The following is a 17,592-nucleotide window of genomic DNA, read 5'->3' as shown; positions in this document are numbered from 1 at the left end:
GCTTGTCTTGTTGCGGCGCGCTGGGGAGGATCGGTGGATGGATCTCCTCACCGCGGAACGGCAACTCCAAGCCGCCCAGCGCGCCGCCGACGTCGAGTCCCTCGACTCGCTACTGCACCCGCAGGTCGTGGGTGCCGGACCGGACGGCACGGTCTTCACGAAGGAAGACGACTTGGAGGGCTACCGCTCCGGTGCACTGCGAATCACCAGCTTGGTGGAGGAGTCGCTCGACGTCCAGGAGGACGGTCAGACTGGGGTGACTCGCATGGTCGCTGCGGTGGATGCCGTTCAGGGCGGTGCCGCCATGTCCGCGCGGTTGCGCTACACCCGACTCTGGGTGCGTGAGGACGGCAACTGGCGGGTGTTGGCCGCCACCTTCGTTCCGGTTTAGGGGACGTCTCGTAACTGGGTGAAGGCGTGGCCCGGCATCGGGCCGGTGGTCAGCCGGCGAGGATGATGTTGTGGAGGTTGGCGACGCCGGAGCGGCGTCGGTCTGCCGGGCTGCGGGTGCCCGACGGCGATGACCAGGCGGGTGCTGGCGTCGATGGCGACCTGCAAGTTCATCGAGTACCGGTAGTTCTTGCTGCGGGCGGCCAAGCGGTGGTCGCGGGTGGGGATCAGGGTGCCCTCGACGATCGCGATCTGCTCGACCGGTCGCTTCCGCACCGGCGCCAGGGCCAGCGGTGCGAGGGTGTCGATGACCCGGTGGGCCGCGGAGTGCGACGCCCCGAACAGTGAGCCGATCTGGCGCATCGTCAGGTTCGTGCGCCAGTAGGTGGCCACCAGCAGCACCCGGTCGGCGAGGTCACGGGCCCATTGCCGGCCCGGCCGGCCGCCGGCGATGCCGTCGCCGAACCCTGACGGGCCCACCATCATCATCTGATGCAGCAAGATGACGAGATGGCCGCCGAGGACGCCACCCCAGATCGCATGACCGACGCGGAGATTCACCAACTCGCCAGGCTGCTCGCACGCTACGCGGCCCAAGAGTTGGACCAGTTCGAGCATTGGTGTGTCGAATCGCCGTATGGCCCGGTGTTTATCGACATCAGTCGACGATGCGCTCCAGGCGCCGAGGACGCGTACCACGTCCTCTGGCCACTGCCCGGCCAACCCCGCGACCCGCACTAATCTCGCTTGAACCCGCGAGACCACGGCGCCTGCACCAGACCACCGAGCGATCTCCTGCTGGAGTACTAGGTGGTGGGACACGAGGGCGGCCCGCTGGACGACCTGCTCCCGACGGTCGCCGCCCTGGCCGCACATCTCGACGACGACCTCGGCGGGCGGGCCGACGACGACCTGCAAACCCGGCTCGCCGCGCTGGCCCGGATCATCCTGAACCGCCTGACAACTAAAGATTCGGCCTAAGGCTGCGCTGCCCGGGGGCTTGGGCGACCGTCGACACGCGTGCGCCTGGTTGCCTGCTCTGCGACCCCATGCTCACAGCCCTTTTCATCCTGACCTTGCAGGTCAGGGCGGTACGCCCCGGCCACCTGCGCAACGGTGGCACCTGCACCCGCCTCGCCGCCGGATGCGCCGTCGGGGTCACCACCGCATGGCACTACGCACAGGAAGCGATTCGTCAACAAGAAGTGATCCTTGCCTCTTCATCGGCCAGTCTCTATTGTTGTCGGAAAGCGCTTTCCCGTCCCGGTGCTCATGCCTGAAAGGTGAACTCAGATGAGACGCAAAGTCGCCACGCGGTGGCTGGCCGGTGGTGCCACCGCGGTCGCAGGTGCCGTCGTCGCCCTGGCGCTGCAGGTTCCCAACGCCTCGGCCGCCACGAACCTGAGCCTCGGCGCCGGCGCTGACGGCTCCAGCAAGGCCAGTGGTACCAGCTATGGCAACGTCATCGACGGCAACCCCAGCACCTACTGGTCGCCGAGCGGCTCGACCGGCACGGTCTCGGTCAAGTGGGGCAGCGCCACGACGGTGTCCTCGGCCGTCATCGTGCAGGCCTCGGGTGGCGGCGCGATCAGCGGCTGGCAGCTCAAGAATCACGACACGGGCTCCGTCCTGGCCAGCGGCAGCAGCGCCCCGAGCACCATCAACTTCTCCTCGACGTCGCTGAAGAAGATCTCCTTTGTCATCACCAGCGCGTCCGGCACCCCACGGATCGCCGAGTTCGAGACGTACTCCAGCGGCGGGTCGACCCCGACCACCAGTCCGACCAGTGGCCCCACCAGCAGTCCGACGGCCAGCCCGACCAGCAACCCGGGTACGCCGACTGGTGCGTGGCCGTCGTCGGCCGGCTCGGTGAGCATCTCGGGCACGGTCAGCGTCTCCGGCACCTTCGACGGCGGCATGAAGACGTACTGCTGCATCGGTGACGGTGGGCAGGGCGAGTCGCAGGACCCGATGTTCAAGATCGCCAACGGTGGCACGCTGCAGAACGTCATCCTCGGTTCGCCCGCCGGTGACGGCGTGCACTGCGAGGGCACCTGCACGCTGCGCAACGTGTGGTGGAACGACATCGGTGAGGACGCCGCCACCTTCAAGCAGACCAACGGCGGTACCTCCTACGTCATCGGTGGCGGCGCGCGCAACGGCAGCGACAAGACCTTCCAGCACAACGGCAACGGCACGGTCAGCATCTCCGGCTTCTACCTCAAGGGGTCCGGCAAGCTGTACCGCGGCTGCGGCAACTGCTCCACCTCGCACACTCGCCACGTGCGTATCGACAACGTCCTCGTCGACGACATCGACATGCTCGCCGGAATCAACAGCAACTGGAACGACACCGCGACGATCACTCGCGTGGTCGTGATCGGCTCGGCCACCATCTGCGGCAAGTACAAGGGTGTGCCCAAGGGCAGCGAACCCACCTACCTCGGTGAGGGCTGGAACGACGCCAACTGCAAGGTCAACAGAAGTGACGTCACCTTCCGGTAGTCACTAGACACGTCTGTTCGCGAAGGGGCACCCGCCTGGCGGCGGGCGCCCCTTCTGTGTCCGTCGTGCGGTGCCGCTTGAACGGGGTGCGCACGCTGCCGCGGGCGCCCTGATGCCCTTGTCCGCGAAAGTCATCACGTTTGCGCTGGTCAGTGCGTCGAGGATGCCGTGGACGCGGCCGATCGGCGAGGTCGTCGAGGGTGCTGCTGGACAACGACATCGTGGACGGATAGTGAGCCTTTTCAACTGCCGTTACCGGGTCTCGAGGTTATGTCTCCTGACCAGCACCACCAGGAATGGAAAGGGCGCATTCCACTGTCAGGCTGCGACAGCGGCACCGTTGGCAAGGTACATCGGGACTTGTCGGGCCCGGGCTTGTATCGCCGCGCCGGCCCGGGGAGCTACATTTACCGGAAGCCGCTGCCCAACCTCCTCAAGCGAGAAGAAGGCGGCATCTTCCAGTTCCTGCCCCGGCAGGTCGATGCTCTCAAGGCTGCCGAGCGTCCCACAGTCGAAGGTGAAGTGGATCAGGGCGCGTGGCCGTTGCCCCGCAGCAGGTGCCCAGTCCACGACGAGGAGATCCCCTGCAGCGACAACGAGGCCCAGCTCTTCGCGGACCTCACGGGTGCAGGCCTGATGCGGATATTCGCCCTCCTCCACGTACCCGCCCGGGAAAGCCCAATGGTCGCGATACGTGGGTTTCACGAGCAGAAGGTTTCCCGCCGGATCGGTGATGAGCGCTCCTGCGGCCGCATGGAAGGCGGGCAGGTTGGCATACCAGGTGGCGGGATCCGTCCAGGTCATCTCTGTGACGCTAGCCGTCAGGTTCCGATGTTGTCTCGCGTCAGTTGTGCGCAGGTGAAGCCGGAAGAGCCACAAGGAGTTCGTTCACTTCAGACTTCGCGCGGTAAGGGCTTAGCGTGGCGGCGAGTTCGCGGACCCGGTGCGTCACGCGAGCCGAGCGGACGGCATGCACGTGCACTTGCAGCTCGCGCCCCCAGTCGCAGGCGGCGTCCACGTCCCCGGCACGGGCGTGGGTCGTCGCGATGAGCGCGGTATGAAGAGCGCGCGTCCGGGCGTTCTGCTTGGCCAGAGTCACCGCGCCAGGCGCGTGTCGCAGGGCCTGTCGGTACAGCCGCAGGTCGCTCAGGCACTTCACCGCAGTGCCCGCAAAGTGGCCCGCACTGAAGTAGGCGGCCCAGCGTGGGCCGCTGCCGGCGTCCGTTCGGTCCAGGGCACGTTCCGCCTTCGCAAGTGCCTTCTGACATGCACGTCGTTCGCCCGACCGGCCGTATGCGCCGGCGGCGGTCGTGTACAGCCGAGCACGGACTGCGGCGGGGGCGCGGCCTGCTCCGTCGATGGCGGCCTCGGCGAGTCGTGCAGCATCTTGAGCGTGCCCGAGGTAGACGGCCTGCGTGGCGAGGTTGGCCAGCAGGTGGGCACCGTACAGATGGTCGTCGGCAGCCTTGGCGAGCCGTAGGGCGACCGTCAAAAGCCGTTGGGCGGCGGGGTGGTTGCCTGCGTCGTAGGACATGAAGGCGAGCTGGCCGGAGAGTGTGGCGACCGCGCGCATGAGATTGCGTCCGGTCGCGTCCGTGTAGGCGCCACGCAGCATGGGGGAGACCTGGCGCGTAAGTAGATCGATCATGATCGCCCGGGTACGCGGCGAACCGCCCCCGTGGCGTCGATCGAGCTCGGTGAAGTGGTCTGCGAGGGCATACAGAGAGTCGACGTCAGCAGTCGTGACCGGGTGTCGGCCGCTGTTCGCCACCGTCTCGTCCGGGAGGTCGTACCGCCAGGCGAGAGCAGCCTGCAGGGCCACGTCGTTCTGGAACGCTCCGTTGGCTTGCGGGGCGAGTTGCTTGGCGAGCATTGCCCAGAGCTGCTCGGCCGTGTCGACGGCGTGATCGGGAGAATGAGGGTAGCGGGCGTTCGTGGTGACATCTGTGGCCGTGAAGCCGAGCTCTGATGCGGCAACGGGACACCCGAGCTTGCGGGCGAACGTCTTGGCCATGGCCTCTTGGACGTGTTCGGCCGGGCGACGCCCTCGGAGCCACCAATACACGCTTGCGGCGTCGTAGCGCCAAGTGCCGTGGACACGACCGGCGTAGTTGAGCTGACGCGCGAAGGCGGCGTGGGCGTTGCCGTAGCCAGCGGCGCGTAGCAGAGCCTCGAACGCCGTGTTCGTGACCGGCCGCGTCATGGATGTGCCTCCAGCTATCGAGTGGCTACCGCCAGTGATGAGCCTATGGGCTCATGCGGCACCGTGAGACCCCGCGCAACCCGGCGCAACGCCGCACCGACGGCGACGCAACCAGGCGCATGGCTCGCCATCTGGTCCGCCGCTCGACTGTCGACTTCGCTGGGCCTCAGGAGCCCACGAGCGCGGCGACAGGGGTGCTTCCGCCTGCCGCCGAGCTCCTCGATCGAGGGGAGATACGGATGCAGGGCGACGGTTCGGCGAGCCGGGGTGAGCAGGCCGAGGCCGCCGAGCGGGAGGCGGCCAAGCGACGCCTCCTGGATCAGGCCGAGGCGGAGCGCGTACCGGTGGAGGAGACCACCCGGGCGGTGCCGGACCGGCGGTGGCGGCGTGACCAGCGCTGACGAGCCGATCGGTCGCCGCGTCGCCCGCTGGCGGGCGCGGCGGCGGATGACGCAGCAGATGTTCGCCGACCGGCTCGGCAGGTCGAAGAGCTGGGTGGACAAGACCGAGCGGGGCGTACGGCCGCTCGACCGGTACCCGGTGATCCAGGAGATCGCCCGCGTGCTGCGGGTCGACCCGATGGTGCTGCTCGGCGAGCACCGCCCGCCGCCGGCCGAGGGCAGTCCGGTGGCCGGGGTCGACGGTGTCCGGGCCGCCCTCGCGCGCTACGACGACCACGGGGCGACCGCGTCCGTGGCGGAGACGGGCCGGCACGTCGCGCACGCCTGGCTGACCTACCAGCACGGGCACTACGCGCAGGTGGTGCGGCTGCTGCCGATGCTGCTGCACGCCGCGCAGGGCGCGCGGGCGCAGGAGCCGGGGTTGCTGGTGCAGGCGTACCGGATCACCTCGTCGGTGCTCGTGAAGCTCGGCGAGGCCGACCTGTCGTGGCTGGCCGCCGACCGGGCGATGGCGGTGGCCGGCGGCGATCCGGTGCTGGCGGGGGCGGCGACCGTGGCGGTCGGTCAGGCGCTGCGCGCGTTGGGCCGCGACCGGCTGGCGCTGGTGGCGACGCTGGCGGCCGCGCGTCGCGTCGCGCCCGCGTCGGAGGCGGTCCACGGGACCCTGCTGATCCAGGCCGCGCTGGCCGCCGCCGGCTGCGGCGACATTGACCGCAGCGAGGAGCTGGTCGAGCGGGCCGCCCGGGTGGCGGCGCGGGTCGCCGGTGACGACCCGCACCGGACCGGCTTCGGGCCGGGCGCCGTCGAGGCGGCCCGGGTGGTCGCGGCTCTCGAGCGGGGGGACGCCGGGGAGGCGGTGCGCCGGCACGAGCAGGCGGTACGGCAGGAGGCGTGGCGGCGGCTGCCGGCCGAGTACCGGGCCGCCTATCTGGTGGACGCCGCGCGGGCGTACCTCCAGGTCGGCGACCTGTGCGGTGCGGCCCGCGTCCTGGTCGACGCGGATGCCGTCGCGCCCGCCGAGGTCCGGTGCCGGCCGTCGGCGCGTACGGTCGTCGCCGAGGTCGCCCGGGCCCACCCGGCGCCGGCCGGCGTGGCGCGCCTGGCGACGCTGGTCGGCGTGCCCCGCTGATCCGGTGCCGCGCCGGGGCGCGCGGGGGGCGACCGGCGTGCCGCTGGCGGGTCAGCCGTTGGTGAAGAGCTCGCGGATCGCGACGAGGCTGGCGCCGTCGCCGACGGCCACCAGCGAGTCACCGGCCTGGAGGGTGAAGTCGGGACCCGGCGACGGGATCACGCGACCGTCGCGGACCACCGCGACGATCGACGCGCCGGTGCGGGTCCGCGCGCGCGTGTCACCGAGCTTGCGCCCGAGGTACGGCGACCGGGCGGGGATCGGCATGCGGACGGTCTCGACGCCCTCCAGGGGCGGGACCAGCTCCGTCAGGTTGTCCATGACCAGCGGAAGGCCGAGCAGGTCGGCGATCGTCCGCGACTCCGTGCTCTCCAGCGTCAACGTGTGCTGGGCGGTTTCGGGATCGGCGGGGTCGTAGAGCACGATGTCGCGTCGGCCGTCGAAGTGCACGATCACCGCGCCTCGCTGGCCCGTCCCCGTGACGAACGCGTACGACTCTCCGACGCCGAACAGCCGGGTCCTCTCCAGGTCCACGTTTCCACCTTCCGAGGATGAGGCGCCGCAGTCGAGCACCTTGCCGCCCAGACTAGTACTTCGGCCGGGATCGTGACGATCGCTCGGTACGGGCCTGCCGGCCGTGGGTGCGCTGCTCACGGCGTGGCTCCATCTCCGGCAGCCACCTGTCGGCGCCGGCCCCGCGGGTGGGGAATTGCATCGGGAGGCAACCGCAATTCCCGTCTGTCGACAGCGGCGAGCGTCCTGAAATCGAAAGCGCGGATTTGCGGCGATGGGATTTGCGAGTCAATTTCGAGGCTTCTGTTCGGGGTGGGGACGCTTTGTTTGCCGCCGCCTGTGGTCCTTTTCGGTCGCCAGAAAGTCAATGTCAATTACCTGTCATTCCATCACGTTGTGATCAAAGCAATTCGATCGATAGGTTTCGCTGGTCCGAGTTGGAGTACCCGAAAAAGGGGGCAACTGTTGAGATCAACCCTGCGCTGGTCCGCATCGGCCAGCCTGGCACTCGCGCTGGTCGTGACCGCTCCGGCGGTCGCCCAGGCGAAGCCGACCACGGTCGAGAGGAGCGGCAACACCACCGCCGTCGCCCGCACCAGTGACGGTCGCGCGATCACCAACGAGAAGATCGCCGAGGAGGTCGCCAGGTTCTGGACGCCGCAGCGGATGGCGAGCGCCGTCGACCTCGACATCGCGAAGTCGGCGAAGGCCACCGGATCCACGAGCCGGGCGCCGAAGCCCGACGGACCGGCGGGATCGGTCGCGCCGGTGCGACCGAGCGCCGCCAGCGGCGCCGACGTCGGCATCCAGCTCAACGAGTCGGCGGTCGTCGGCAAGGTCTACTTCACCACCCCCAACGGCGGCTCCGCCTCGTGCTCGGCGAGCGCGGTGGCCAGCGGCAAGGCGCGACTGGTCATGACCGCCGGGCACTGCGTGCACCAGGGCGCCGGCGGGCAGTGGTACAGCAACTGGCAGTTCGTGCCGCGCTACCGCGACGGCGCGCGGCCGTTCGGCACGTTCGTGGCGTACCAGCTCGCGGCCCGCACCGCGTGGATCAACAGCAGCAGCTACGACGAGGACATGGCCATCGCCATCATGCACAACGGCGGTAACTGGGGCCTGAAGGTCGTCGAGACGGTCGGCGGCCACGGCATGCGCTGGAACTGGGGCTACAACATCTCCCTGATGACCGCGCTGGGCTATCCGTCCAACCTCGGCGGCGGCGAGAGCCAGTACTTCTGCCAGAGCGGCACCTGGCACGCCGGCGGCCAGCAGATCCGGATGTGGTGCAACATGACCTACGGCTCCAGCGGCGGTCCCTGGCTGCAGGAATACAACGACCAGAATGGTCTCGGGTTCATCAACAGCGTCGTGAGTCACGGCGACAACCCGGGCAACGGTCAGTTCGACGGTCCGTACTTCGACGACGACATCAAGAGCCTCTACGACTTCGCGGAGGGTCTCTCCCCGGCGTAAGGGCACGTGAACGGCAGAGCCCCGGCCACCCGGCCGGGGCTCTGCGCGCGGTGCTCCGTCAACGGCGGGGAAGTTCCCGTCCGGGACGCGGGGTCACTTGAAGCGGATGAACTTCGAGAACTGGTTGTTGGCGGTTCCCACCGACACCGTCCGGTGGCTGTACCGGTCGGCGGAAACGTAGTTGTACTCGTCGATCTCGAAGGTGCCGTTCGCGTTCACCCTGGTCACGAACGCGACGTGACCGTAGGTGCCGCCCAGGCGTACCGCGACGTCGCCAGCCTTCGGGCTGTTGTACACCGGCACGCCGGCGCGTCCGGCGGCGGCCACCCACTCCTTGGCGTTGCCCCACCGCGCCTGGCCCTTGTACTGGTTGTGGAAGGCGACGCCGACCCGGCTGCGCACCGCCCAGGCCGCGAAGCTGGTGCACTGCCCCTTGTAGAAGTTCCACGGATCGATGCCCGAGGTCTGACCCTTGTAGGGGTAGTCGTCCTTGGCCGGGTAGCTGGCGCCGGCGGAGATCAGCTGGTGGGAGGCGTTGTTGTTCTTCAGCGTGGTGCTGAGGTTCTTCTTCGCCCCGGGCGCGAAGTCCTGGTACGCGTGGGAACCGTTGTAGCCGGTGTTGTAGTAGACGCGCACCGTCTTCCCGGTGCGGTTCCACGCCGAGGCGGCGTTGTTCTTGATGCACTGGCCCTTGCCGCTGCCGGCGCCCTTGAACTCGTAGCAGCCCGGCTGGGCGGTGCCGTAGTCGGCCAGCGAGCCGGCGTGATCGGAGATCGAGCCCGCGTGGTTGCTGTTGTAGTAGTAACAGAACTCGCCGGTGTTGCATGCTCCGTCGCGGGCCGCGGCCTGCGCGGGCGCGGCGACCGCCAGGACGCCGAGAGTCGCGCTCAGCACGCTGGCGCTGAGGGCACCGAGGACGCGAACGGTGACCGTGGGCATGATCACTTCCCTCCTGGGGGTGGGTGATGGGGGACCCACGCTACAAGGCATAGATCAACCGCCATACCCCTCAATCGCGGGCGCGCGGATGGCGCGGGGGTCTGTCGAGATTCGGGGTCCATCGGGCGATTCGTGGGCATAGCGTCAGGCGTGGTGGCTTCCCGCCGCCGGGGCTGCCCGGGGCGGGTCAGGACGATCTGACGGTGGTGCGACGTGGACGAGACCGATCCGATGATGCTGGACCAGCGGGGACGACGCGGCCAGGGCGCCGGGCTGCCCCGGTTGCTGGGCGCGGTCAGCCTCGCCCTCGGTGCCGGCAGCCTGTTCGCCCCGCGCGCGGTGGCCCGGCTGACCGGGGTGGACGACTCGCCCGCCGCCCGCGCGGTCGTCACCGCCGTGGGCGCCCGCGAACTGGCCCACGCGGCGGGCCTGCTCGCCGGCCGCAGCCCGGCCGGCTGGGCGTGGACCCGGGTGGCCGGCGACGCGCTGGACCTCACCCTGCTCGGACGGGCCTGGGCGGACCGGTGCGGCGAGCGGCGTCGGCGGGTCGGCCTCACCACCGCCGCCGTCGCCGGCATCGCGGCCGTCGACCTGATCGCCGCCGTGCGCGCCGGACGGGCCCGCGCCGCGCACCGGCGGGTGATCGACATGGAGGTCGCGGTCACCGTCAACCGGTCCCCGGCCGAGGCGTACCGCTTCTGGCGGGACCTGGAGAACCTACCCCGGTTCATGTCCCACCTGGAGTCGGTACGCGCCGACGACCTGCGCCGGTCGCACTGGACCGCGCACGGCCCGGCCGGCCGCCGGATCGAGTGGGACGCGGAGATCGTCGACGACCAGCCGAACCGGTCGCTCGCCTGGCGGTCGCTGCCCGGCACCCGCGTGCCCAACGCGGGCCGGGTCCGGTTCGTGCCCGCGCCGGGCGATCGCGGCACCGAGGTCCGGGTGCGGCTGCGCTACGCCCCGCCGGCCGGCGCGCTGGGCCGGGCCGTGGCGAAGCTCTTCGGCGAGGAGCCCGAGCAGCAGGTACGCGACGACCTGCGCCGGTTCAAGCAGGTGGTGGAGACCGGCGAGGTGGTCCGCTCCGAGGGCAGCCCCGACGGCATCTCCGTACGCCAGCAGGTCATGCAACGCCCCGCCCAGCCGCTGCCCATCGCCCGCCGCTGACCGCCCGCCACCAGAGAGGACGAACGATGAAGGCCACCGCCTGGATGGGCAAGGACAGCGTCAAGGTCGTCGACGTGCCCGACCCGACCATCATGAACGCGCGCGACGCGATCGTACGGATCACCTCGACCGCCATCTGCGGTTCGGACCTGCACCTCTACCACGGCTACATCCCCGCCATGCGCAAGGGCGACGTCCTCGGCCACGAGTTCATGGGCGAGGTGGTGGAGGTCGGCCCGCAGGTACGCAACCTGCGCCCCGGCGACCGGGTGGTGGTGCCGTTCCCGATCGCCTGCGGGCACTGTTCCTCCTGCCAGCGCGGGCTCTTCTCGGTCTGTGAGAACTCCAACCCCAACGCCGGGGTGGCCGAGAAGATCATGGGGCACTCGCCGGCCGGCATCTTCGGCTACTCCCACCTGCTCGGCGGCTACGCCGGCGGCCAGGCCGAGTACGCCCGGGTGCCGTTCGCCGACGTCGGCCCGATCAAGGTGCCCGACGAGGTCCCCGACGACCAGGCCGTGATGCTCGCCGACGTGCTGCCCACCGGCTTCATGGGCGCGGAGATGTGCGACATCAAGCCGGGCGACGTGATCGCCGTGTGGGGGGCCGGCCCGGTGGGCCTGCTCGCCGCGGCCAGCGCCCGGATGCTCGGCGCGGAGCGGGTGATCGTCATCGACCGGTACCCGTACCGGCTGCGGCTCGCCGAGGAGCACACCGGCGCGGAGACCATCAACTACGACGACACCGACGTGCTCGACGCGCTCAACGCGATGACCGCCGGGCGGGGGCCCGACGCCTGCATCGACGCCGTCGGCCTGGAGGGGCACCACGGCAACACCGCCGTCTACGCGTACGACCGGGCCAAGCAGGCCGCCCGGGTCGAGACGGAGCGCCCGTTCGCCCTGCGCCAGGCCATCCTCGCCTGCCGTAGCGGCGGCGTCGTCTCGGTGGTCGGCGCGTACGGGGGCTTCGTCGACAAGTTCCCGATGGGCGCGTTGATGAACCGGTCGTTGATCATGCGTACCGGTCAGTGTCACGTCCAGCGCTACACGCGTCCGCTGCTCAACCGCATCCAGCGCGGCGACATCGACCCCAGCTTCATCATCAGCCACCGGATGCGGCTCAAGGACGCGGCCAAGGGCTACAAGATCTTCCAGAAGAAGCAGGACGAGTGCACAAAGGTCGTCCTCAAGGTCTGAGCCCCGGTACGGGCGCCGACGGGGCCCGGGGCGGCGGAAACCGGCCGTCCCCGGGTCTCGTCGGCGGCGGGTCAGGCCCAGGGGGCCGTCGGGTACCAGGGGATGATCTCGCGGCGGGCGAGCAGCCGTACGTCCCAGTAGAGGAACGTGAAGGCGCCGGCGACGATGAACGCGACAGCGGTCAGGACGGCCAGGCGGCTCGGCCGGGCGCTGAACCAGCGTTGTAGGCGGGAACCGGCGAGCCAGGCCAGCAGCAGGAACAGCACCGCCATGATGACGATGTTGCCCAGGGACTGCAGCGTGAACGCCGCCGCGCCGTAGAGCGGGTTGCCGCTCTCGGCGGCGTCGCGGAACATCTGCCGGAACAAGGCGAAGGGCCGGCCGATCAGGAAGCCGGCGATCAGTGCGCCCATGAACACCATCGGGGCGTTGGGGAACCGGCGGGCGATCCGGGCGAACGGGTCCGGCACGACGCCCAGCGCGGCCAGACCGAGATAGATCATGATGAGCCCGATCGCGCCGAAGACGACCATGGACTGGATGCTCCTCGGGGACAGTCCGCCGGGCGCGTTGGGCGCGGTGGAGAACTGCGGCATCGACGTGCCGACGAGGCCGACGACCGCGCCGTAGGCGGCCGACACCGCGACCATGCCCACCGACATCCAGCCCAACGGCTTCAGCGGTGCGACGATCCGGCTGAACCTGCTGCCCGTGGTGCCGGTCAGCGGGGCCAGGGCGCCGAACGCGGCGATGTTGCAGGCGGTGAACGTGCCCGCGATGCCGGAGACGAAGGCGAACAGGATGCCCGCCGCGATGCCCTGGATGGGCGTCTCCTTGGCGTCGTGGCCGAGCAGCGTGTTGGCGACGTTGTCGCCGATGGTCCGGTCCACGAACTCCGCCGACCAGATGACGGTCAGCAGGAACCCGCCGAGGACGCTGAGGAGGATGATCAGCCCTCGCCGCCGGGGAAAGTGCCCGTTGACGAACGCGGACGTCCCGCTCCGCGCGGGGTCGGGGCTGAGCCGGACGGGCGCGTCGGGTCGCCGGGAAGACCTCTGGGTCTGCGTCACATGCGCTCCTCGGGGTGGGGGAGGGGCCGGTGGGAGGGGGCGTGGGTCGATGTCCGCGTTTCATCATGGGGTGGCCGCCGTCGGCTCGGTTCTTCCATCGTGCGCAATCTCCCGGGCCGTTTCGCCCGCTCCGGGTGCCGGTCAACTCCAGGACGGTCCGGCTGCCCGCCTCCGCCGCAGACGCGTGGATGAAGATCGTCGGGGGCCGGCGCCGCGAAGGACGCGGGGTGTCGTCCGCCCGTCCGGCCTATCGGCGGTCGGGCGACCGGGAAGGCGAACGTGTGACCCTTGTTGCCAATACTTTGCAATAAGCTGGCGGGCGGACGACGACTGCCGCGAGAGGACCAGCCATGCCGGACGCACCCGCCCGGGCCGCCGTGGACGGTCCGCCACACACCCAGGCTGAGCTGGTGATGGCCTGGGGGCGCGGCTGGGCGGTCTCCAGGGACACGCCCACCCCCGTCGCGGTCCCCGGCGGCTTCCGGATCGACGTGGGCCGGCCCGGCCACCGCGTACGCCACGTGCTGCACACCTACGACGCCGACTCGCTCGGGCGGCTCGGCCGGGAGCTGACGGAGCCGGGCACCTGGATCAAGGTCAGCGGGGACCGCGCCGGCCTCCGCGCCGCCCTGCCCGACGCCTGGACGCTGGACATCGCCGGACACCTCATGAGCGCGCCGCTGACCCCGGGCGCGGCCGAGCCGCCCGCACCGTACGCGACGCGGGTCGTCGCCGAGGGCGGGGTCGTCGTCGCGACGGTCCTCGACGCGTACGGGCACAGGGCGGCCATCGGGCGGCTGGCCGCCGCCGGGGAGTTCGGCATCGTCGACCAGGTCGAGACGGAGCCCGCCCATCGGCGGCGCGGGCTGGGCAGCGTCGTCATGCGGGCGCTCTGCGACCACGCGGCGAGGCTCGGCATGCGCACCGGGATCCTCGTCGCCACCGACGAGGGACGCGCCCTGTACCGCGCGCTCGGCTGGACGGCGCGCTCGGACCTGTCGGGGGCGTACCTCAGCGAGGACCCGGGCCCGGCCTGACGTGCTGGACGACGGGCGGAGCCGACCGGTGGACGGCGGCTACGCCGGAACGGCGCTGGGGCACGGCGGTGGCGGGCGGGCGCGGCGGCCCGGTCAGGGGATGGGCCACTCGTGGACCGGCCGGTTGGTGTGCATCAGCGTCACGTAGTGCCGCACCACCTCCCGCAGCGCCTCCGGCCGGTCGAGATGGTCGGCGGACTCCAGCCGGTGCAGGGTCTCCACCTGCCAGCTCGCCCCGTTGCGGCCGGTCAGGCACCGTTGCTCGATGACGCCGAGCAGCCGGTCCCGCTCGACCGGGTCGAGGCCCCATCGGTCCAGCCCGTGGTGGGCCAGCGGCAGCAGCCGGCGCAGCACCAGCTCGGTGACCGGGAGATAGCCGAGGCCGGGCCAGAAGACCTGGGCGTCGATGCCGTAGCGGGCGCAGGCGTTGAAGTTCTCCTCGGCCGCGCTGAACGACATCTGCGACCACAGCGGCCGGTCGGCCTCGGCGAGCGCCCGGACGAGACCGAAGTAGAAGGCGCCGTTGGCCACGGTGTCGAGCACCGTCGGCCCGGCCGGCAGCACCCGGTTCTCCACCCGCAGGTGCGGACGGCCCTTCAGCACGTCGTACACGGGGCGGTTCCAGCGGTAGACGGTGCCGTTGTGCAGCCGCAGCTCGGCGAGCCTCGGCACGTCCCCCCGGGCCAGGGCCTCGGCCGGGTCCTCCGCGTCGCAGACGGGCAGCAGCGCCGGGAAGTAGCGCACGTTCTCCTCGAACAGGTCGAACACCGTGGTGATCCAGCGCTCGCCGAACCACACCCGGGGGCGTACGCCCTGGGCCTTGATTTCCTCCGGCCGGGTGTCGGTGGCCTGCTGGAACAGCGGGATGCGGGTCTCCCGCCACAGCTCCCGGCCGAAGAGCAGCGGCGAGTTCGCCCCCAGGGCCACCTGGATGCCGGCGACCACCTGCGCGGCGTTCCAGTAGTCGGCGAACTGGGCGGGGCTGACCTGGAGGTGGAACTGGGTGCTCGTGCAGGCCGCCTCCGGGGTGATGGTGTCGGCGGTGACCGCGAGCCGTTCCACGCCGTTGATCGCGATCCGCAGGTCCTCGCCGCGGGCGGCGAAGATCTGCTCGTTGAGCAGCGCGTAGCGCGGGTTGGCCGACAGCGTCTCGGCGGTCAGGTGCTCTGGTCGCAGCGTCGGCAGGACGCCGATCATCACCATGTGCGCGCCCACGTCCCGCGCCTTGGTCTCGGCGGCGTTGAGGCTGGCCCGCACGGCCTCCTCGAACTCGCGGGTGCCGGTGCCGGCCAGCCGGCGCGGCGCCACGTTGATCTCGACGTTGAACTGGCCCAGCTCCGTCTGGAAGTCCGGGTCCGCGATGGCGGCCAGCACGTCGGCGTTGCGCATGGTCGGCATCGCGTCGTCGTCGACCAGGTTCAGCTCGATTTCCAGCCCGGTCATCGGCCGTTCGACGTCGAACCGGGACTCCCGGAGCATCTCGGCGAAGACGTCCAGGCACCGCCGTACCTTCTCGCGATAGCGGGCCCGGTCCTCGCGACTGAAGGTCCGTACGCCGACGTCCTCGCCCATGGTCACCGCCCTGTCACCGTTGGTTCCCCTAACCTCGCACGCCCAGGGCGGGCCGGGGAAGACCCGAAGCTTCTTGTACGTACCCAGCCCGGGCCCGCGTGATCCCTGTCGCCTCCGCCCGTCGTGCCGTCGGCGCGGCCGGCGGGGTGGTTAGCATGTGCGGCAACCGGTGGGGGAGTGACGATGCGCGAGAAGATCACCAGGCTCTTCGTGGCGGCGGCGATCGCCGAGGCCTGCTCCTGGCTGGCCCTGCTGATCGGCATGGCCGTCAAGTACGGCCCCCCGGGCAACGAGATCGGCGTGCAGATCTTCGGCCCGATCCACGGCGCGCTCTTCGTCGCGTACGGCCTGCTGGTCCTCGCGATGGCCCGGCTGCACCGGTGGCGGCCCTGGCCCACCCTCGTGGCCCTGGCCTGCGCGGTACCGCCGTTCGCCACCCTGATCTTCGAGCGCTGGGCCGCCCGGCGGGGGATGCTGCGCACCGCGGGCGAGCCGGACCGGCCGCTGACCCACGTCGGCTGACCGGTCAGCCGGCGAGGAAGTCGGCCAGCGCGGCGGCGAGCTGCTCCGGGGCCTCCTCGGCCATGTGGTGGCCCGAGTCGATCGAAGCCACCCGCACGTCGTCGGCCCAGTCCCGCCAGATCGCCGCCGGGTCGCCGTACAGGTCGACCATGTCGTCCCGCTGCGACCAGCAGAACAGCACCGGGCAGGCGATCCGCCGCCCGGCGGCCCGGTCGGCGTCGTCGGCCGCCCGGTCCGGGCCGAGCCCGGCCCGGTAGTCCTCGCACATCGCGTGCACCGTCGCCGGGTCGTGGATGGCCCGGCGGTAGTCGGCGTACGCCTCCTCGCCCATGGCCGCCGGCGACCCGCCGTACCAGGCGTCCGGGTCGGCGGTGATCACCCGCTCCGCCGGCTTGTCCGACTGGCCGAGGAAGAACCAGTGCCACCAGCGGGCCGCGAACCGGGCGTCGGCGCGCGCCAGGGCCTCGCCGATCGGCACCCCGTCGAGCACGCCCAGCCGGCTGACCCGCTCGGGGTGGTCCAGCGCCGTGCGCGTCGCCACGTAGCAGCCCCGGTCGTGCCCGATCACCGCCGCGCGGTCGTGGCCGAGCGCGTCGAGCAGGCCGACCACGTCGCGGGCCATCGCCCGCTTGGCGTACGTGGTGTGCCCCGGGTCGCTCGGCGGCTTCGACGAGGCGCCGTAACCGCGCAGGTCCGGGCAGATGACGGTGTGCTCGCGGGCGAGCAGCGGCGCGACCCGGTGCCAGGTCGCGTGGGTGCGCGGATGGCCGTGCAGCAGCACCACGGGTGGCCCCGAGCCGCCGTGGCGGACCCGCAGTTGGACGTCGCCGACGTCGATCCGCTCCAGCGTGAATCCCTCGAACATGTCCGCCACGGTGCCCGCGGGCGTGCCGCCGGAAACCGCGCCGGCCGTCAGGTCAGCGCGGACCAGGCCAGCACGGCGGCGACCAGCAGCCCGCCCAGCACCGCCTGGAGCAGCAGCGGCGGCCCGAGGTGCGACCACAGGGTGGCGGTACGCGGGGTGAGCAGCTGGCCCGTCGTCAGGTTCACGATCCGCTCGATCTTCGGCGGCAGGTCCGGGTCGCCCTGCGGGCGCAACGTGAGCTGCACGTGGTCCGCCGGGTGCAGGGCGCTCTGCGGCAGGTGCCCGTGCAGCTCGACCTCGCAGAGCCGCCCGGCGGCGTCGCGCAGCCGCACCGGGGTGACCAGGTATTCCGGGCCCTTCTTCAGGTCCTTGAAGCTTCGACGGGCGGCGCCGGAGCCGGCGGAGAACAGGGAGCGGGCCAGCGCCATCAGCAGGCCGGCGATCCCGGCCGCCACGAGCACCGCGACCAGCACCGGCTGGCCGATGCGCACCTCGCGCGGGTAGCCGTCCATCAGCCGGACGATCCGCCCCGTGACGATCCGGCCGGTCGGATGGACGATCCGCCGGATGTGCAGGTCGCTGTCCATCTCCACCACCCAGAGTC

Annotated in this window: 18 protein-coding genes and 2 pseudogenes; 10 read left to right on the top strand and 10 right to left on the bottom strand. The window is 71.0% G+C overall.

The features are described 5' to 3' along the window. The first annotated feature begins 37 nt into the window (after window positions 1-37). Window positions 38-391, top strand: a complete 354-nt coding sequence (locus ACGFNF_RS20310; protein WP_393169782.1) for a nuclear transport factor 2 family protein — start codon at window positions 38-40, stop codon at window positions 389-391. Window positions 392-495: 104 nt separating this feature from the next. On the opposite strand, the pseudogene ACGFNF_RS20305 reads toward ACGFNF_RS20310, so the two are convergent. Beyond that, a pseudogene (locus ACGFNF_RS20305) lies at window positions 496-852 on the bottom strand (transposase family protein); the annotation flags it as partial. Window positions 853-1,200: 348 nt separating this feature from the next. On the opposite strand from ACGFNF_RS20305, the gene ACGFNF_RS20300 reads away from it, so the two are divergent. Both ACGFNF_RS20300 and ACGFNF_RS20295 read left to right on the top strand, forming a co-directional pair. Continuing rightward, window positions 1,201-1,371: a hypothetical protein gene (locus tag ACGFNF_RS20300; RefSeq protein WP_393169780.1), complete on the top strand. Its 171-nt coding sequence runs from the start codon at window positions 1,201-1,203 to the stop codon at window positions 1,369-1,371. A 312-nt stretch (window positions 1,372-1,683) separates the two neighbouring features. Next, a complete protein-coding gene (locus tag ACGFNF_RS20295) occupies window positions 1,684-2,895 on the top strand; it encodes a pectate lyase (protein ID WP_393169778.1) in 1,212 nt (403 codons plus the stop codon). 67 nt (window positions 2,896-2,962) lie between these two features. Here ACGFNF_RS20295 and ACGFNF_RS20290 read toward each other — a convergent pair. The 3 genes and pseudogenes from ACGFNF_RS20290 to ACGFNF_RS20280 all read right to left on the bottom strand — a co-directional run. Further along, window positions 2,963-3,072 (bottom strand): annotated as a pseudogene (locus ACGFNF_RS20290) (IS5/IS1182 family transposase); the annotation flags it as partial. A gap of 141 nt (window positions 3,073-3,213) precedes the next feature. Next, window positions 3,214-3,699 carry an NUDIX domain-containing protein gene (locus ACGFNF_RS20285; RefSeq protein WP_393169776.1) on the bottom strand — a complete coding sequence of 162 codons (486 nt, stop codon included), beginning with the start codon at window positions 3,697-3,699 and terminating at the stop codon, window positions 3,214-3,216. 40 nt (window positions 3,700-3,739) lie between these two features. Further along, a complete protein-coding gene (locus tag ACGFNF_RS20280; protein WP_393169774.1) occupies window positions 3,740-5,098 on the bottom strand; it encodes a hypothetical protein in 1,359 nt (452 codons plus the stop codon). Between the two features lie 239 nt (window positions 5,099-5,337). Here ACGFNF_RS20280 and ACGFNF_RS20275 point away from each other — a divergent pair, with 239 nt between their 5' ends. Together ACGFNF_RS20275 and ACGFNF_RS20270 are read left to right on the top strand one after the other, a co-directional pair. Continuing rightward, on the top strand, window positions 5,338-5,499 hold the full coding sequence (locus tag ACGFNF_RS20275) for a hypothetical protein (protein WP_393169772.1): 162 nt from the start codon (window positions 5,338-5,340) through the stop codon (window positions 5,497-5,499). Then, window positions 5,486-6,628: a helix-turn-helix domain-containing protein gene (locus ACGFNF_RS20270; RefSeq protein ID WP_393169770.1), complete on the top strand. Its 1,143-nt coding sequence runs from the start codon at window positions 5,486-5,488 to the stop codon at window positions 6,626-6,628. The genes ACGFNF_RS20275 and ACGFNF_RS20270 overlap by 14 nt, the downstream gene beginning before the upstream one ends. A 51-nt stretch (window positions 6,629-6,679) precedes the next feature. On the opposite strand, the gene ACGFNF_RS20265 is transcribed toward ACGFNF_RS20270, so the two are convergent. Beyond that, window positions 6,680-7,162, bottom strand: coding sequence for a cation:proton antiporter regulatory subunit (locus ACGFNF_RS20265; RefSeq protein ID WP_393169768.1), 483 nt, complete (start codon window positions 7,160-7,162; stop codon window positions 6,680-6,682). Window positions 7,163-7,603: 441 nt separating this feature from the next. Here ACGFNF_RS20265 and ACGFNF_RS20260 point away from each other — a divergent pair, with 441 nt between their 5' ends. After that, a complete protein-coding gene (locus ACGFNF_RS20260; protein WP_393169821.1) occupies window positions 7,604-8,617 on the top strand; it encodes a trypsin-like serine peptidase in 1,014 nt (337 codons plus the stop codon). A 93-nt stretch (window positions 8,618-8,710) separates the two neighbouring features. On the opposite strand, the gene ACGFNF_RS20255 is transcribed toward ACGFNF_RS20260, so the two are convergent. Beyond that, on the bottom strand, window positions 8,711-9,556 hold the full coding sequence (locus ACGFNF_RS20255) for a CHAP domain-containing protein (RefSeq protein WP_357577442.1): 846 nt from the start codon (window positions 9,554-9,556) through the stop codon (window positions 8,711-8,713). 213 nt (window positions 9,557-9,769) lie between these two features. Between ACGFNF_RS20255 and ACGFNF_RS20250 the strand changes: the two genes are divergently transcribed. Together ACGFNF_RS20250 and ACGFNF_RS20245 are read left to right on the top strand one after the other, a co-directional pair. Beyond that, window positions 9,770-10,723, top strand: a complete 954-nt coding sequence (locus tag ACGFNF_RS20250; protein ID WP_393169766.1) for an SRPBCC family protein — start codon at window positions 9,770-9,772, stop codon at window positions 10,721-10,723. A gap of 26 nt (window positions 10,724-10,749) precedes the next feature. Further along, a complete protein-coding gene (locus ACGFNF_RS20245) occupies window positions 10,750-11,922 on the top strand; it encodes a zinc-dependent alcohol dehydrogenase (RefSeq protein ID WP_357577444.1) in 1,173 nt (390 codons plus the stop codon). A 71-nt stretch (window positions 11,923-11,993) separates the two neighbouring features. On the opposite strand, the gene ACGFNF_RS20240 is transcribed toward ACGFNF_RS20245, so the two are convergent. Then, window positions 11,994-12,992, bottom strand: coding sequence for a hypothetical protein (locus tag ACGFNF_RS20240; RefSeq protein WP_357577445.1), 999 nt, complete (start codon window positions 12,990-12,992; stop codon window positions 11,994-11,996). 350 nt (window positions 12,993-13,342) lie between these two features. Between ACGFNF_RS20240 and ACGFNF_RS20235 the strand changes: the two genes are divergently transcribed. Next, complete coding sequence (locus tag ACGFNF_RS20235) at window positions 13,343-14,029, top strand: GNAT family N-acetyltransferase (RefSeq protein ID WP_393169763.1); 687 nt, start codon at window positions 13,343-13,345, stop codon at window positions 14,027-14,029. Window positions 14,030-14,122: 93 nt separating this feature from the next. On the opposite strand, the gene ACGFNF_RS20230 is transcribed toward ACGFNF_RS20235, so the two are convergent. Then, entirely contained in the window at window positions 14,123-15,601 is a 1,479-nt protein-coding gene (locus ACGFNF_RS20230) for a glutamate--cysteine ligase (RefSeq protein WP_393169761.1), read from the bottom strand. Window positions 15,602-15,784: 183 nt separating this feature from the next. On the opposite strand from ACGFNF_RS20230, the gene ACGFNF_RS20225 reads away from it, so the two are divergent. After that, the gene (locus tag ACGFNF_RS20225; RefSeq protein ID WP_393169759.1) at window positions 15,785-16,123 is read left to right on the top strand and encodes a DUF3817 domain-containing protein; all 339 of its coding nucleotides are present in this window, start codon (window positions 15,785-15,787) and stop codon (window positions 16,121-16,123) included. 4 nt (window positions 16,124-16,127) lie between these two features. Here the strand turns inward: ACGFNF_RS20225 and ACGFNF_RS20220 are convergent, their stop codons facing one another. Then, on the bottom strand, window positions 16,128-16,988 hold the full coding sequence (locus tag ACGFNF_RS20220; protein WP_393169757.1) for an alpha/beta fold hydrolase: 861 nt from the start codon (window positions 16,986-16,988) through the stop codon (window positions 16,128-16,130). 47 nt (window positions 16,989-17,035) lie between these two features. Continuing rightward, entirely contained in the window at window positions 17,036-17,584 is a 549-nt protein-coding gene (locus ACGFNF_RS20215) for a hypothetical protein (RefSeq protein WP_393169819.1), read from the bottom strand. Window positions 17,585-17,592: the final 8 nt, after the last annotated feature.

Origin of the sequence: Micromonospora sp. NPDC048868, from assembly GCF_043198195.1 — a bacterium.
GTDB lineage: Bacteria > Actinomycetota > Actinomycetes > Mycobacteriales > Micromonosporaceae > Micromonospora > Micromonospora reichwaldensis.
The sequence above is the reverse complement of the archived record's forward strand: the minus strand, read 5'-3'. Positions and strand labels throughout refer to the sequence as shown.